This is a genomic window from Novosphingobium arvoryzae (assembly GCF_014652615.1).
Lineage (GTDB): Bacteria > Pseudomonadota > Alphaproteobacteria > Sphingomonadales > Sphingomonadaceae > Novosphingobium > Novosphingobium arvoryzae.
Genome location: NZ_BMZD01000004.1, coordinates 53,518 through 68,292 on the forward strand (window position 1 = coordinate 53,518; position 14,775 = coordinate 68,292).

General features: G+C 65.8%; 15 protein-coding genes. 4 read left to right on the forward strand and 11 right to left on the reverse strand.

The features are described from left to right. The first annotated feature begins 10 nt into the window (after positions 1-10). Positions 11-811 carry a twin-arginine translocase subunit TatC gene (tatC, locus tag IE113_RS09495; protein ID WP_189540810.1) on the forward strand — a complete coding sequence of 267 codons (801 nt, stop codon included), beginning with the start codon at positions 11-13 and terminating at the stop codon, positions 809-811. Between the two features lie 6 nt (positions 812-817). Here the strand turns inward: tatC and IE113_RS09500 are convergent, their stop codons facing one another. Genes IE113_RS09500 through IE113_RS09510 form a run of 3 tightly spaced genes read right to left on the reverse strand, consistent with a single transcriptional unit; the run spans position 818 to position 3,926 of the window. Beyond that, the gene (locus tag IE113_RS09500; RefSeq protein ID WP_229822260.1) at positions 818-2,482 is read right to left on the reverse strand and encodes an amidohydrolase; all 1,665 of its coding nucleotides are present in this window, start codon (positions 2,480-2,482) and stop codon (positions 818-820) included. Next, the gene (locus IE113_RS09505; RefSeq protein ID WP_189540812.1) at positions 2,479-3,375 is read right to left on the reverse strand and encodes an NAD(P)-dependent oxidoreductase; all 897 of its coding nucleotides are present in this window, start codon (positions 3,373-3,375) and stop codon (positions 2,479-2,481) included. The genes IE113_RS09500 and IE113_RS09505 overlap by 4 nt, the downstream gene beginning before the upstream one ends. A gap of 44 nt (positions 3,376-3,419) precedes the next feature. Continuing rightward, on the reverse strand, positions 3,420-3,926 hold the full coding sequence (locus IE113_RS09510) for a DUF4402 domain-containing protein (RefSeq protein ID WP_189540814.1): 507 nt from the start codon (positions 3,924-3,926) through the stop codon (positions 3,420-3,422). Between the two features lie 187 nt (positions 3,927-4,113). Here IE113_RS09510 and IE113_RS09515 point away from each other — a divergent pair, with 187 nt between their 5' ends. Next, positions 4,114-5,364: a threonine ammonia-lyase gene (locus tag IE113_RS09515; RefSeq protein WP_189540816.1), complete on the forward strand. Its 1,251-nt coding sequence runs from the start codon at positions 4,114-4,116 to the stop codon at positions 5,362-5,364. A 165-nt stretch (positions 5,365-5,529) separates the two neighbouring features. Next, the gene (locus IE113_RS09520; RefSeq protein ID WP_189540818.1) at positions 5,530-6,384 is read left to right on the forward strand and encodes an arginyltransferase; all 855 of its coding nucleotides are present in this window, start codon (positions 5,530-5,532) and stop codon (positions 6,382-6,384) included. A gap of 141 nt (positions 6,385-6,525) precedes the next feature. On the opposite strand, the gene IE113_RS09525 is transcribed toward IE113_RS09520, so the two are convergent. From IE113_RS09525 to IE113_RS09560, 8 genes are all read right to left on the reverse strand, one after another. After that, positions 6,526-7,950: an aldehyde dehydrogenase family protein gene (locus tag IE113_RS09525; RefSeq protein ID WP_189540820.1), complete on the reverse strand. Its 1,425-nt coding sequence runs from the start codon at positions 7,948-7,950 to the stop codon at positions 6,526-6,528. 86 nt (positions 7,951-8,036) lie between these two features. After that, positions 8,037-8,648 carry a lysozyme gene (locus IE113_RS09530; RefSeq protein WP_189540822.1) on the reverse strand — a complete coding sequence of 204 codons (612 nt, stop codon included), beginning with the start codon at positions 8,646-8,648 and terminating at the stop codon, positions 8,037-8,039. 152 nt (positions 8,649-8,800) lie between these two features. After that, positions 8,801-10,210: a type I glutamate--ammonia ligase gene (gene glnA / locus IE113_RS09535; protein WP_189540823.1), complete on the reverse strand. Its 1,410-nt coding sequence runs from the start codon at positions 10,208-10,210 to the stop codon at positions 8,801-8,803. A 70-nt stretch (positions 10,211-10,280) separates the two neighbouring features. After that, a complete protein-coding gene (locus tag IE113_RS09540) occupies positions 10,281-10,619 on the reverse strand; it encodes a P-II family nitrogen regulator (protein ID WP_189540825.1) in 339 nt (112 codons plus the stop codon). A gap of 259 nt (positions 10,620-10,878) precedes the next feature. Further along, positions 10,879-11,802: an N-acetyl-gamma-glutamyl-phosphate reductase gene (gene argC / locus IE113_RS09545; RefSeq protein ID WP_189540827.1), complete on the reverse strand. Its 924-nt coding sequence runs from the start codon at positions 11,800-11,802 to the stop codon at positions 10,879-10,881. Further along, positions 11,799-12,134, reverse strand: a complete 336-nt coding sequence (locus IE113_RS09550; protein WP_229822261.1) for an SH3 domain-containing protein — start codon at positions 12,132-12,134, stop codon at positions 11,799-11,801. Before IE113_RS09550 ends, argC begins: the two co-directional genes overlap by 4 nt. A 78-nt stretch (positions 12,135-12,212) precedes the next feature. Next, on the reverse strand, positions 12,213-12,749 hold the full coding sequence (locus IE113_RS09555; protein WP_189540831.1) for a hypothetical protein: 537 nt from the start codon (positions 12,747-12,749) through the stop codon (positions 12,213-12,215). A 53-nt stretch (positions 12,750-12,802) separates the two neighbouring features. Beyond that, on the reverse strand, positions 12,803-13,384 hold the full coding sequence (locus tag IE113_RS09560) for a TlpA family protein disulfide reductase (RefSeq protein WP_189540832.1): 582 nt from the start codon (positions 13,382-13,384) through the stop codon (positions 12,803-12,805). Between the two features lie 16 nt (positions 13,385-13,400). Between IE113_RS09560 and argH the strand changes: the two genes are divergently transcribed. Beyond that, complete coding sequence (argH, locus tag IE113_RS09565) at positions 13,401-14,774, forward strand: argininosuccinate lyase (RefSeq protein ID WP_189541359.1); 1,374 nt, start codon at positions 13,401-13,403, stop codon at positions 14,772-14,774. Position 14,775 lies beyond the last annotated feature (1 nt).

Below are 14,775 nucleotides of genomic sequence, written 5' to 3' on the forward strand. Positions count from 1 at the left end.
GCGCACACACATGGTCTTCAACGTCCGCGACATCGATGAAACGCAGGCCCCGCTGCTCGACCATCTGATCGAGCTGCGGACTCGGCTGGTGCGTTCGTTCCTGGCGCTGGGGCTGGCGTTCTGCGTGTGCTTCTATTTTGCGGACGATATCTTCAGCTTTCTGGTCAAGCCACTGACCGCCGCTTTCCCGGCGGGCGAGGGCAAGCTGATCTACACCAAGCTCTACGAAGCGTTCTTCGTGGAGATCAAGGTGGCGCTGTTCGCGGCATTCTTCGTCAGCTTTCCGATTATCGCCAACCAGCTCTGGGCGTTCGTCGCGCCGGGGCTCTACGCGCGGGAAAAAAAGGCGTTCCTGCCGTTCCTGATCGCCACCCCGATCCTGTTCACCGCCGGGGCGGCGCTGGCCTATTACCTGGTGATGCCCACCGCGTTCCGGTTTTTCCTGACGTTTGAAGGCAACAAGGGCGGGCTCAGCCTGGAAGCCTTGCCGGGGACGGGGGATTACCTGTCACTGGTGATGCAGTTCATCCTGGCCTTCGGAATCAGCTTCCTGCTGCCGGTCCTGCTGCTGCTGCTCAACCGCGCGGGGATCGTCAGCCGTCAGCAACTCACGGCGGCGCGGCGCTATGTGATCGTGGCGATCACCGCACTGGCGGCGGTCATCACGCCGCCGGACGTTGTTTCGCAGCTGATGCTGCTGGTGCCGATGTGGCTGCTGTTCGAAGGCTCGCTACTGATCATGCGGCTGGGCGAGCGCAAGGACGCCGCCGAAGCGGCCGCGGCCGAGGCCGAGGAAACCGCTGCTCCTTGAGGTCGCTCAGCGTTTGGCCGTTGCCGCATCCCAGGCCAATCGCCCGTTGATCCAGACCTGCCGCACTTGTGTGGCCCGCAAGTCGGACGGGGTGGCGAGCAGCGGATCGCGGTCAACCAGCAGGAAGTCGGCGCGTTCGCCCCGCACCAGGCGCCCGAACCGGCCTTCCGCAAAACCGGCATAAGCGCCGTTCATGGTATAAGCCGCCAACGCTTCCTCTCGGGTCAGGCGCTCCTGCGGCTGCCAACCGCCAAAGGGCTGGCCGTCCGGTCCCTGCCGGGTGATCGCGGCGGCGAGGCCCGCAAACGGGTCCGGCAGTTCAACCGGCGCATCCGATCCGAACGCCAGCTTTGCGCCGGTCGTGGCCAGCGATTTCCACGCATAGCCGCCCGTCAGGCGCTGCGGCCCCAGTCGGGCTTCGGCCATCAGCCGGTCGGAGGTCTGGTGGACCGGCTGCATCGAGGCAATGATGCCATGCCGGCCGAACCGCGCGAAATCCGCCGGATCGACGATCTGCGCATGCTCGATCCGCCAGCGTCGGTCACCTGTGTAGGTCGCGCTCATGTCCTCGATCGCGGCCAGCACGCCGGCGTTGGCCTCGTCGCCAATCGCATGGATCGCAAGCTGGAACCGGTCGAGCGCGGCACGGCTCATCAGGTTTTTCAGCTGGGTGTCGCTGGTGATGCGCAGTCCCCGCGTGTGCGGCGCATCGGCATAGGGCGCCTTGAGCGACGCCCCGCGCGATCCCAGCGCGCCATCGACATAGAGCTTCACGCCATTGAGGCGCAGCTTGTCGTCATAGAGCCAGGGGGAAGGGCCGGGGCCACCGATCAGTTCCATCGCCTCGGTCCCGCCGGCATAGGCCATGATCCGCAGCCGCAGCGTGCCGTTGTCGCCCGCCCGGCGATAGGCTTGCCAGTCCTCGATCGTAGTGCCCATGTCGGCCATCGCGGTCACGCCGCGGGCCAGCAGCAGGTCCTGCGCCGTGGCGAGCGCCAGATCGCGGTCTTCGGGGCGCGGGGTGGGCACGAATTTCTCCACCAGGTCCATTGCGGCATCGACCAGTACACCGGTCGGCTTGCCGCCCGTCGCCACGCGCTCGATCTTGCCGCCCGCCGGGTCTTTCGTCAGTGCGGTAATGCCCGCCGCCGCCAGCGCCTTGCTGTTTGCCCAGCCGGCATGACCATCGACGCGGGTCAGCCAGACCGGCTTGTCGCCCACCACCGCGTCGAGTTCGGCAGCGGTCGGAAACCGGCCAAGGCCCCAGAGTTCCTGGTTCCAGCCGCGCCCCAGAATCCACGGGCGGTCTGGATGCGCGGCAGCATAGGCGGCGATCTTTGCCTGCGCCTGCGCCAGCGAAGTCGTTTCCGACAGGTCCAGCGTCAGCGCGCCAAACCCGATCCCCATGACGTGGCCGTGGCTGTCGATCAGCCCCGGCATCAGGAACTGGCCCTTGCCGTCGACGAAGTAATCGACTTTGCCCGGTCGCTTGTCACCCCGGCGCAGCACTTGCACGATGCGGCCATCGTCGCCCACCAGCAGTCCGGTGAAGCGATCAACCCCGCCCGTTGCGTCCAGGGTCATGCCGTCCACGTTATCGATCAGCGTGTCAGCTTGGGCGGGGGCAGCGAGGGCAAGCGCGAGTGCGCTCGTGATCGCGAGACGGATCACGCTTTCCCCCGGCGTGGCAGGCGGCGCACGAGCGCGGAGGTATCCTGCCGCCCGCCGCCCATGGCCTGCACTTCGGCATAGAACTGGTCGATTAGCGCCGTCACGGGCAGGGAAACGCCCAGCGAGCGGCCTTCCTCCAGCGTCAGGCCCAGATCCTTGCGCATCCAGTCAATCGCGAAGCCGAAGTCGAACTCGTCGCGGGCCATCGTGTGCCAGCGGTTGTCCATCTGCCAGCTTTGCGAGGCACCGCCGGAAATCGCCTCGTAGACCTTGTCGAGATCGAGATGCGCGGCCTCGGCAAAGCGCAGTGCTTCCGACAGGGTGGCGAGGATGCCGGAAAAGGCGATCTGGTTGACCATCTTGGTGCTCTGACCGGACCCGGCCTTGCCGACGTGGACGATCCGCTTGGTATAGGCTTCCATGATCGGGCGGGCCGCCTCGATCGCGTCGGCACGGCCGCCGCACATCACGGTCAGCTGGCCGTTTTCCGCGCCCGCCTGCCCGCCGGTGACGGGCGCGTCGACGCAGTGCACTTCCAGATCGCGCGCTTCGACGGCGATCTGGCGGGCAATCCGTGCGGACACGGTGGTGTGGTCGATAAAGGTCGCGCCGGGCTTCAGCGCGGTGAACACGCCGGTCGGCCCCAGCACGACGTCCGCCAGGTCATCGTCGTTGCCGACGCAGGTCAGCACCACGTCCGCGCCCTCGGCTGCTTCGGCGGGGCTGGTGGCAACGCGCACGGTCAGGCCGGGGTTGGCCGCCTGCCACTTTTCCGCGCGCGCAGGCGTGCGATTGTAGATGGTCAGGGTGTGCCCGGCATTGCCGATATGGCGGGCAATGGCGCCGCCCATTACGCCCAGGCCCAGGAACGATACGTTTTTCGGTTCGGTCATGCCACGCGTGTTAATCGGGCCGGGCCGACAAATCCACCTTGGCGTCAGTGGTATTCCAGATCGATCGAGAAATCGCCGCTGTAGACGCCGGGCGCCTGCAGCGGATTGATGTGCAGCCGCGCGCCGAACTTCACCGTGCGGGCGCCGCCCGTCAGGTTGATCACCGCGCCGGGGCCGCCGGGAAACTGCGGCTCCACCAGCATCGGATCGCCGGGGCCGGTCAGCGTGAAGGTCGGGGTAAAGTTGACCTGCACGTTGGCGTCGGAGCCGGTCAGATGCAGCTGCGATACCGCAAAGCTGCCGGTGCAGATCAGGCCGCTGTCGCACATCCGGTTGTTGCTGCCGGGGTCCAGTTCGACCACGCCGCCCGCGCCGTTGACCGCGATCCGTCCGAAATCCATGTCGAGCAGCACGGCGAACTGGATTTCTTCCAGCACTTCCGCAGTGACAGGGCCGGTCACGGTCGCACCAGCCTGCGCGGTGGCCGGGGTGCCTAGCAGCGCCAGCGCAACGCCGGTGGCCAGCAGGGGGTCTGGACGCTTGCTGATCATGCCGGGCGCTTCCTCATGGTTGTGCGACCCATGGGAACGGACGGCAGGTTTAGCCACTGGAGGTCGCGATTACCTCAACCAACACGGTTAATTCGCCAAGCCTTCTCGCTTAACGATAAGTGGCAAAAGAGCGTCACTGCCCAAGCCGTTTGCATGCCAACCCCGTTTCCGTTAGGGCCGCCGGGATATGACCAAGCCCGCTCCCCTTGCCGCAGGCACTGCGGCTTCGCTGCTGACGATCGACGACGTACGCGCGGCGGCGGGGCGAATTGCGGGCGCGGTGGTGCGCACGCCCACGCTCTATTCGCGCACGCTCAGCCAGATCACCGGCGCGGAAATCTGGCTGAAGTTCGAGAACCTGCAGTTCACCGCCGCCTACAAGGAACGCGGTGCGCTCAACGCGATGCTGCAGCTTGATCCGGAGCGGCTCCAGCGCGGGGTGATCGCGGCATCGGCTGGTAACCATGCGCAGGGCCTGTCCTATCACGGCACCCGGCTGGGGCTGCCGGTTACTATCGTCATGCCGCGTCCGACGCCGACGGTGAAGGTCATGCAGACCGAAGCGGTGGGCGGCAAGGTGGTCTTGCATGGCGAAACGTTCGACGAAGCCTATGCCCATGCCCGCCAGCTGGAAGCCGAACTGGGCCTGACGTTCGTCCACCCGTTCGACGATCCGCACGTGGCGGCGGGGCAGGGGACTGTCGCGCTGGAAATGCTGGAAGACGCGCCAGAGATCGACACGCTGGCGATCCCGATCGGCGGCGGCGGACTGTCCACCGGGATGGGTGTGGCGGCGCGGGCGATCCGCCCGGATATCCAGCTGGTCGGCGTGCAGGCCAAGCTGTTCCCGTCGATGTACAACAAGCTGAAGCACCAGCACTTGCGCTGCGGCGGGGATACCCTGGCCGAAGGGATCGCGGTGAAGGTGCCGGGCGATTTCACATCGCGGATGCTGGGCAACCTGCTCGACGACGTGGTGCTGGTCAACGAAAGCCAGCTGGAAAGCGCGCTGGCGCTGTTGCTGCAGATCGAAAAGACCGTGGTTGAAGGCGCGGGGGCTGCCGGCCTGGCCGCCGTCATGGCCAACCGCGAGATGTTCGCGGGCCGCAAGGTTGGCGTGGTGCTGACCGGTGGCAACATCGACACCCGCCTGCTGGCCAACGTGCTGCTGCGCGATCTGGCCCGGTCGGGCCGCCTCGCGCGCCTGCGGCTGACTTTGCAGGATCGCCCTGGCGCGCTGTTTAAGGTGATGGGGCTGTTTGACGCGCACAACGTCAACATCATCGAAATCTATCACCAGCGGATCTTCACCACGCTGCCAGCCAAGGGCCTGATCACCGATATCGAGTGCGAGGCCCGCGACAAGGAGCAACTGGACGAGCTGGTCGTCAGCCTCAAGGCGGCTGGTTACGCGGTGACTCAGGTCGAACTTAACTAACACGGCCACTGCTGTCCCGTTTTGCACGGCCGGAGCCGCAGGTTTGCGTCCGCCTGTGCAAAATAAGACTCGGTTAACCGTGATTTGTGGTTAAAACTCTTTCAACGCCGAGTCCGGCTGTCCATATCGGTCGCATCGCGTCGTACAGAAGGATTGCCCAGCCCCGTGACGGCTCCCGTTCGCTTCCCCCGGTTCTTTGTCACCAGCCCCGCCCCGTGCCCCTATCTGCCGGGGCGCAGCGAGCGCAAGGTGTTCACCGAACTGAAGGGCCCGCACGCGGGGGAACTGAACGACGCATTGGGCCGGATCGGCTTCCGCCGCAGCCAGACGGTGGCCTATCGCCCGTCCTGCGCTGATTGCACGGCCTGCGTGTCCGTGCGGGTGGTGGCAGAGGAATTTCGCCCTTCGTCCACCCAGCGCCGCAACCTGAAGCGCAATTCCGACCTTGTTGCCACGCTGTGCCGCCCCTGGTCCACGGCGGAGCAGTTCGAACTGCTGCAACGCTACCTGGGTGCCCGCCACCCTGGCGGCGGTATGGCGACGATGGACGAGGTCGATTTTGCCGACATGGTGGAGCACACGCCGGTCGACAGCTACGTGATCGAATACCGCGAACCGTCGATTGATGGCACGCCGGGCCGTCTGGTCGGGGCCTGCCTGACCGACAAGCAGGGCGACGGGCTGTCGATGATCTACAGCTTCTACGAACCGGACCAGACCAACCGGACGGGGCTTGGCACTTACATCATCCTTGACCACATCCGCCGCGCGGCCGAACTGGGCTTGCCCTATGTTTACCTCGGCTACTGGGTCGATGGCTCGGCGCGGATGCAGTACAAGGTGCGCTATAGGCCGCTGGAAAAGCTGGGCCGCGACGGGTGGGAACGCTTCGATGAGCAAGAACAGGACCGCCTGATCGCCGCCGCCGCCGCCAAGCGCTTCGATGGCAAACCGCTGGTGGATGGAGCGACCAAGGATGGCGCCCACGGCGGGCAGGGGCAGTACAAGCTCGACCTCTGATCCGCGCCGATCGCTGGAATTCCAGGCATTTGGCGGGTCTGCCCGCGCGGTGTTTGCGTGTCTGTTTCACTCGCAAAGCAGAACCCCCTCCCCGCGCGGGCGGGAAGGGGGCTGCTGTTGGCTCTTGCGAGATCGGGATGATCAGGCGGGCAGGCCGCTGATCGCCTTCATTTCCATGAAGTCCTTCAGGCCGGCCAGACCGCCTTCGCGGCCGTTGCCCGACTGCTTGTAGCCCCCGAACGGTGCGCCGGGGGTGGGGCCCCAGTTGTTGATCGCCACCATGCCGGCGCGCAGCTTGGGTGCCACTTCCGCCGCCTTGGCCGGATCGCCCGAAATCGCCGCCGACAGGCCGTATTCGGTGTCGTTGGCCAGTTCGATCGCCTGGTCGAGGTTGTCATAGGCCATCAGGGTGATGACCGGGCCGAAGATTTCCTCCTTGGCGATGCGCATGTCCGGGGTCACGTCGGTGAAGACGGTCGGCTGGATGTAGTAGCCACGGTTGACGTTGGCCGGCAGGTCGGGGCCGCCGGTAACCAGCTTTGCGCCTTCGTCGATGGCCGACTGGATGAGACCGCGGACCTTTTCGAACTGGGCCTTGTTCACCACCGGGCCAAGGTGGTTGCCTTCGGCCATCGGGTCGCCCACCGGGGTGGCCGAATACATCGCCTTGGCGAATTCGGCTGCTTCACCCATGCGCTCGCGCGGGACCAGCACCTTGGTCGGCGAGATGCACGACTGGCCGGTGTTGACCAGCGGGCCGCTGAGCGTGGGCGGGAGGTGCTTGGCGAAATCGGCGTCGGGCAGGACGACGTTCGGCGACTTGCCACCCAGTTCCTGGTGGACGCGCTTGACCGTCGGCGCGGCGGCGATTGCCACGGCGATGCCGGCGCGGGTCGAGCCGGTGAAGCTGACCATGTCGACGTCGGGGTGGCTGGAAATCGCGTTGCCGGTGGTCGGGCCATCGCCCTGGACCAGGTTGAACACGCCCGGCGGCACGCCGGCGGCGTCCAGGATCTCGGCAAAGATCTTGGCGTTGGTCGGGCATTCTTCGGACGGCTTCAGCACCATGGTGTTGCCACCGGCCAGCGCCGGGGCGACCTTCAGGGCGATCTGGTTGAGCGGCCAGTTCCACGGCGTGATCATGCCGACGACGCCGATCGGTTCATAGGCGACCTTGTAGCCCGGGCCGTCTTCGAGGAAGTTGAAATCCTGCAGCGCGGCAATCGTGCCCAGGAAGCCGCCGATCCCGGCACCGACCTGCGCCGTCCCGGCGAAGGAGACCGGCGCGCCCATTTCCTCGGCCATCGCGACGGCGAGGTCAGCGCCGCGCTTCTTGTATTCCTCGACAATGCGGTTCAGCACGGCGAGGCGTTCCTCGCGGGTGGTCTGGCTCCAGGTCTTGAACGCGCGCTTGGCAGCGGCAACGGCCTTGTCCACGTCGGCCTTGGTGCCGACCGAGATGACCGCGCAGGGTTCTTCCGTGGCGGGGTTGATGACTTCGCGGCGCTGGCCGCCTTCGCTGTCCACCCACTTGCCGTCGATGTAATGTTGCAGCAGTTCGCGCATCCTCGAATCTCCCTTAATGGATCGATTAATTGCGTGATATGTCGGGTCGCACGCGCCGGATTGCAAGTCGGTTTTTGTATGCATTACTAACAATCGACGCAATTGCCTGCATAGAGCGCGGCTTCGGCCGCGCGGCGGCGCACCAGCCCGGTCAGTTTTCGGCCTCCGGCATGCACCCACCTGCCAAATTCGGCCGCCGCGCCCGCGTGATCGCCGGCGCGATGCAACCGCATCAGCGTCGATCGCGCGATGGCGCCGGTGTTGTAGTGAAAGCTGACCAGCGCATCGAACTGGTCTTGGGTGGTTGGCGCATCGCCCAGCGCGCGGTTCACTTCGGCGGCAAAGCGCTCAAGGTCGGATGCCAGCCGTGCATCGCATTGCGCCTGGGTCCAGATCGTGCCGGGCCCGATGCCCGGGCCGGTCGCTCCCCAGCCAATGGTCCACGGATCGCCACCGGTGCCGGGATCGGGATAGGCGGCAAACGTGCCGTCGCCCAGCGCCCGGGCGCAACCTTCAAAGCGCTGGATCAAGGCCAGCCCCGCCGGACTGACCGCGCGCGGTGGCGGGTCGTGGGGGCGGTGTGCTGCCGCGTGGTCCAGCGCGGCGTCGAGCGCCTGCACCTCGCGCGCCGTAAAGCTGCGGCGCAGCATGCGGCGCACGGCATCGAACACGGGTTTGCGATCAATCTGGGGAATCATGGCGGGCCTCCGCATGCGGGAAAAGGAGGCGATTCAACTAAGCCAGACGGACCCCTGTAGGAAAATGAAATGTCGCGCCGCCGGCATGACAAAAAGGGCGCCCGGATCGCTCCGGACGCCCTTCCTGATACCCTCTGACCGGGTCGCAGAGATCAGAGGCTATAGTACATGTCGAACTCGACCGCCGACGGCGTGGTTTCCCAGCGCATCACTTCCGGCCACTTCAGTTCGATATAGGCTTCGATCTGGTCCTTGGTAAAGACGCCGCCCTGCAGCAGGAAGTCGTGATCGGCTTCCAGGGCTTCCAGCGCTTCGCGCAGGCTGCCGCAGACGGTCGGCACTTCGGCCAGTTCGGCCGGCGGCAGATCGTACAGGTTCTTGTCCATGGCTTCGCCCGGGTGGATCTTGTTCTTGATCCCGTCGAGACCGGCCATCAGCAGCGCGGCATAGCACAGGTAGGGGTTGGCCATCGCGTCGGGGAAGCGGAATTCCACGCGCTTGGCCTTGTCACCCGCACCGTACGGAATGCGGCACGAAGCCGAACGGTTGCGGGCCGAATAGGCCAGCAGCACGGGGGCTTCGTAACCCGGCACCAGGCGCTTGTAGCTGTTGGTGGTCGGGTTGGTGATCGCGTTCAGGGCCTTGGCATGCTTGATCACGCCGCCAATGAAGTAGAGGCACATGTCCGACAGACCGGCATAGCCGTTGCCCGCGAACAGGGGCTTGCCGCCGTCCCAGATCGAGATGTGGGTGTGCATGCCCGAACCGTTGTCGGCCTTGATCGGCTTCGGCATGAAGGTCGCGGTCTTGCCATAGGCATGGGCAACCTGCTGCACGACATACTTGTAGACCTGCATGCGGTCAGCGGTCTGCACCAGCGTGCCGAAGGTCAGGCCCAGTTCGTGCTGCGCGCTTGCCACTTCGTGGTGGTGCTTGTCGCAGGGCAGGCCCATTTCGAGCATGGTCGAGACCATTTCGCCGCGCACGTCGACCAGGCTGTCGACCGGCGCCACCGGGAAGTAGCCACCCTTGGCGCGCGGACGGTGCGCCATGTTGCCGCCTTCGTACTGCTTGTTCGAGTTGGTCGGCAGTTCGATATCGTCGATGCTGAAGCCGTTGCCGTTGTAGCCGTCGTAGAAGCGGACGTCGTCGAACACGAAGAATTCGGCTTCCGGACCGACATAGACGGTGTCACCGAAACCGGCCGAGCGGACATAGGCTTCAGCGCGCTTCGCGGTCGAGCGCGGGTCGCGGGCATAGAGGTCGCCGGTCGAGGGCTCGACGATGTCGCAGCAGATGATCAGCATCGGCGTGGCGCTGAACGGATCGGTGTAGACCGCGTCCAGATCGGGCTTCAGGATCATGTCGGATTCGTTGATGGCCTTCCAGCCTTCGATCGACGAACCGTCGAACATCAGGCCGTCTTCCAGCTCATCCTCGCCCAGCACCGAGGCGACCATGGTCAGGTGCTGCCACTTGCCCTTGGGATCGGTGAAGCGCAGATCGACCCATTCGATTTCCTCATCCTTGATGCGCTTGAGGATGTCCTTCGCGTTAGCCATTTGTCGTCCTTCTGGATGCCCCGCCCGGCAATGGTCGGGGCGGATGATTGAACTGGAGTGGTGTGGGTAATCAGATCGCGTCGTCGTCGCGCTCACCGGTGCGGATGCGGATCGCGCTTTCGATGGCGCTGACGAAAATCTTGCCGTCGCCGATGCGCCCGGTCTGGGCGGCGGCGGCGATGGCTTCGACGGTGCGTTCGGCCATGGCGTCGGGAACGACGACTTCAAGCTTCACCTTGGGCAGGAAATCGACCACGTATTCCGCACCGCGATAGAGCTCGGTATGGCCCTTCTGGCGGCCAAAGCCTTTCGCTTCGGTGACGGTGATGCCGGATACGCCCACTTCGTGCAGCGCTTCCTTCACTTCGTCCAGCTTGAACGGCTTGATGATCGCTTCGATCTTTTTCACGTTCCAAATTCCCCTGCGCAGCTACGCCGGATCCGCTCTCGCGGCCCGACTGTCCGAATGCCACTCCAACCCCGGAATCAAGAATCGTGCCAGTGGCGATGACCAGGCTCTAGGCGATCCACAACCCACGGAAAAGAGCGGAATTTGCAATATCCGGTGCGAAACGGGGCAGAGGGTGACAAGATTTGTGCGCAAACAGACCGCAAGGAACGCCTAAATTTTCAGCACGGCATGCCTAAAATTTAGGCGTGCACGCGTTCTAGAGGGACAGGCCCGCCGTTTCGGGCAAGCCCGCCATTAGGTTCAGGCTCTGCACGGCCGCGCCGCTGGCACCCTTGCCGAGGTTGTCCAGCTTGGCCACCAGCCGCGCCTGCGAACCGTCTGCCGCACCGAACACCCACAGGTCCAGCCGGTCGCTCGGCTGCATCGAGCAGCGCAGCAGCAGCTCGTCACGCGGCTCGTCATGCACGGTCACCAGTGCGCTGCCGGTGTAGAATTCCACCAGGGCCAGCCGCAGCACTTCGGGCGAACCGGTCATCGGCATCGCGGCCAGCGGCACCGGCACTTCGACCAGCATGCCCCGGTGCGCGGGGATCACGGCCGGGGCAAACAGAGGGGCGTGGGTCAGGCCGGCATAGCGCTGCATTTCGGCCAGGTGCTTGTGCCCCAGGCCCAGTCCATAGGCGCGGAACGCGATGTCGCCATCATCCTCGAACCGCTGGATCAGCGCCTTGCCGCCGCCGGAATAGCCCGACACGGCATTGACGGTATAGGGCCAGTCGGCTGGCAGCAGTCCGGCGCGCACCAGCGGCGCGACCAGCGCGAGGAAGCCGGTGGGATAGCAGCCCGGATTGGACACCCGCGTGGCGGCGGCAATCGCATCGCGCCCCACCAGTTCGGGGAAGCCATAGGTCCAGCCATCGGCCACGCGGTGCGCGGTCGATGCATCGACGATGCGGACCTTGCTGCCTTCGGCCATGGCCACCGCTTCGCGCGCGGCATCGTCGGGCAGGCACAGCACCGCGAAATCGGCCGCGTGGTAGGCATCGCGGCGCGCATCCGCGCTCTTGCGCTGCTGCTCGTCCAGAATGATCAGTTCGAATTCGCTGCGCGGGCTGAGCCGTTCGACGATCTCTAGGCCCGTGGTGCCCGCCGCGCCGTCGATGAAGACCGAATGGGTCATGCCGCTTCCAGCACGTCCAGCGGGAGGTAGCCGACGAAGCCATCTTCGCCGACCTGACCCCAGGCCCAGCCGCCCGCCATGTCGAGCACGTTGAACACGGTGCCGCCCGGCAACCGGTCGCGCACATCGGCATCGGTGCGGTTGGCCGCAAGCAGGTCTGCTCCGGCCGCGCTCACCCGGTGTTCCATCGGCACGGCATAATGCGGGACGAACACCTTTCCCGCCAGGCGGATGTGCGCCAGATCCCCGCGCACGGGCCAATGGGCCGCGTCGAGCGGCAGGCTTGGCCCGGCAAGATGAAGCTGCCCATCGGGAATTGCGCTGGTCGTCAACTCGATCTGTCCCCAGTTCCGGAAAAGCGGGCGCTTAGCCCCGCTTGGCCCGGCTATCAAGTCGTCCATTGACCGCGATCAGGCGGCCGATTGGCGAAACAGCTTGCCCGCGCCCAGCCACAACAGGACGTAGAACAGCGTGAACACCGGAGTGAAGCCGATCCCGGTCACCGCCAGGCCAAGGCCCAGCAAGGCCTGCGCCGCCGCCAGCATCGTCATGACCCGGGCCATGCCCGCGGCTTCGAACCGCACTGCCAGTGCGCCGAACGCCCCCATGGCCAGCAGCGCGAAGAACAGCAGGTTCACCGGGTTGCCCTCGTTACCGATGATGCCAACGGCCAGATTGGCCATGACCATCAGGAACGCTCCGCCAATCGCAAGGCAGGCGGCAACGCGGTAGGCGGCGTTGGCGGCGCCCAGCCGCAGCACCACTTCAAACCCGGCGCATCCGGCCAGCAGCATGGCCGCGAACACCCCGAAGTCGAACGCGTCCCAGTTCATTCCGGTCACGGTCAGCTGGGCAATGACCGGCACCAGCATGACCAAGGCAGCCAGACTCCAGATCGCCAGCCGCCATTTCGCGGTGGTGGTGGGCAGGGGGGAGGTCAGCGGCATGGCTCATCCTTTGGAGCGAAAGCGGGAAACGGCCTATTGTGGCGCAGTTCGGATCAGTTGGAAACTGTCTCCGCCAGCATCCTGGCGGTTTCGGCATTGGCCCAGTCATGCCCGCCGACAAACCGCCACACCTCGCGCCCCTCGGCGTCGTAATAGATCGTGGTCGGCAGAGTCTGCACTTCGTAGTGCATCGCCAGGGCGTTGTCGGGGTCGAGCCACGGCTCGAGGTTCTTGACGCCGCGCTGCGCCAGGAATTCGCCCACGCGCTCCGGCTGGCCCAGATCCTGGCTGATGGTCAGCACTTTCAATTCGCCCGCGCGGTCCGCCGCAAGCTTGTCCAGCGTCGGCAGCTCCGCCACGCAGGGTGCGCACCAGGTGGCCCACAGGTTGATCAGCACCGGCTTGCCCTTCAGGCTGGCCAGCGTCAGGCTTTTGCCCGCCGGGTCCTTGAAGGTGAAGTCTGGTAGCTGGCTGCCCCGCTTGGACCGGTCGATGGTGCCGTGCAGTTCCTTTGACGCTGCGTCCGCGGCGGTTGATGCTTGCGGTTGCGCCTTGTCCCCGCTTTCCCTATCGCACCCGGCGATCAGGACAGTGCAGCCGAGGACAAGGGCTTTGAACGAGCGGGACGACAGCAAGAGCGGCTCCAATCAGATGTGGGGCGGGCGGTTCGCCGAAGGGCCTTCCGCAATCATGCGGGAGATAAATGCCTCCATCCCGTTCGACAAGGCGCTGTGGCGACAGGACATCACCGCATCGAAAGCCCATGTCGCCATGCTGGGCGCGCAGGGAATCGTTTCGGCCGAGGATGCCGCCACGATCACCACCGGACTGGACCGGGTCGCCGCCGAGTATGAGGCGCACGGGGTTCCCGAAAACTGGGACCTTGAAGACATTCACATGACCACCGAGAGCCGGCTGGCCGAACTGATCGGCCCGGTCGCGGGGCGCCTGCACACCGCGCGCAGCCGCAACGATCAGGTGGCAACCGATTTCCGCCTGTGGGTGCGCGAGGCGATGGAGCAGGCCGACGCAGGGCTGCACGCGCTGCAAGTCGCGCTAGTCACCCGCGCGGACGAACATGCGGATAGCATCATGCCCGGTTTTACCCACCTGCAGACCGCGCAGCCGGTTACGCTGGGGCATCACCTGATGGCCTATTACGAGATGGCCGCGCGCGACCGGTCGCGCTTTGCCGATGCGCGCGCGCGGATGAACCAGTCGCCGCTGGGGGCGGCGGCGCTGGCGGGCACCGGCTTCCCGATTGATCGCCATGCCACGGCCGCCGCGCTGGGGTTTGACGCGCCGACGCGCAACAGCCTCGATTCCGTATCGGACCGCGATTTCGCACTCGATTACCTGATGGCCGCGGCCCAGACCGCGCTGCACCTGTCGCGGCTGGCGGAGGAATTCATCATCTGGGCCAGCCAACCGTTCGGCTTTGTGCGTCTGCCGGACAGCCTCTCCACCGGCAGCTCGATCATGCCGCAGAAGAAGAACCCCGACGCGGCGGAACTGGTGCGCGGTCATGCCGGGCGGATTGTGGGGTGCCTGACCAGCCTGATGATCACCATGAAGGGCCTGCCACTGGCCTATTCGAAGGACATGCAGGACGACAAGCCGCCGGTGTTCGAAGCCGCCGGGCTGCTGACACTGTGTATCGCCGCCATGACCGGGATGGTCGAAGCCACGACATTCCGCACCGACCGGATGCGCGCCGCGGCGGAGCTCGGCTATGCCACCGCCACCGATCTGGCCGACTGGCTGGTGCGGCAGGCGGGCATCCCCTTCCGCGAGGCGCACCACATCACCGGCAGCGCGGTGAAGCTGGCGGAAAGCCGGGGCATCGCGCTGGACCAGTTGCCGCTGGCCGACTTGCAGGCCATCGACGCGCGGGTGGATGAGCGGGTCTATGCCGCGCTCTCGGTCGAGGCGTCGGTCGCCGCGCGCGCTAGTTATGGCGGAACCGCGCCGGAACAGGTAAAGGCCCGCGTGGCCGAAGCGCGCGTGGCGCTGGGCCTGGAGTGAC

Coding starts and splice junctions, on each gene's coding strand:
- tatC (WP_189540810.1), top strand. CDS start 11: ATGGTCTTCAACGTCCGCGACATCGATGAAACGCAGGCCCCGCTGCTC.
- IE113_RS09505 (WP_189540812.1), bottom strand. CDS start 3,375: ATGACCGAACCGAAAAACGTATCGTTCCTGGGCCTGGGCGTAATGGGC.
- IE113_RS09510 (WP_189540814.1), bottom strand. CDS start 3,926: ATGATCAGCAAGCGTCCAGACCCCCTGCTGGCCACCGGCGTTGCGCTG.
- IE113_RS09515 (WP_189540816.1), top strand. CDS start 4,114: ATGACCAAGCCCGCTCCCCTTGCCGCAGGCACTGCGGCTTCGCTGCTG.
- IE113_RS09525 (WP_189540820.1), bottom strand. CDS start 7,950: ATGCGCGAACTGCTGCAACATTACATCGACGGCAAGTGGGTGGACAGC.
- IE113_RS09530 (WP_189540822.1), bottom strand. CDS start 8,648: ATGATTCCCCAGATTGATCGCAAACCCGTGTTCGATGCCGTGCGCCGC.
- glnA (WP_189540823.1), bottom strand. CDS start 10,210: ATGGCTAACGCGAAGGACATCCTCAAGCGCATCAAGGATGAGGAAATC.
- argC (WP_189540827.1), bottom strand. CDS start 11,802: ATGACCCATTCGGTCTTCATCGACGGCGCGGCGGGCACCACGGGCCTA.
- IE113_RS09555 (WP_189540831.1), bottom strand. CDS start 12,749: ATGCCGCTGACCTCCCCCCTGCCCACCACCACCGCGAAATGGCGGCTG.
- argH (WP_189541359.1), top strand. CDS start 13,401: ATGTGGGGCGGGCGGTTCGCCGAAGGGCCTTCCGCAATCATGCGGGAG.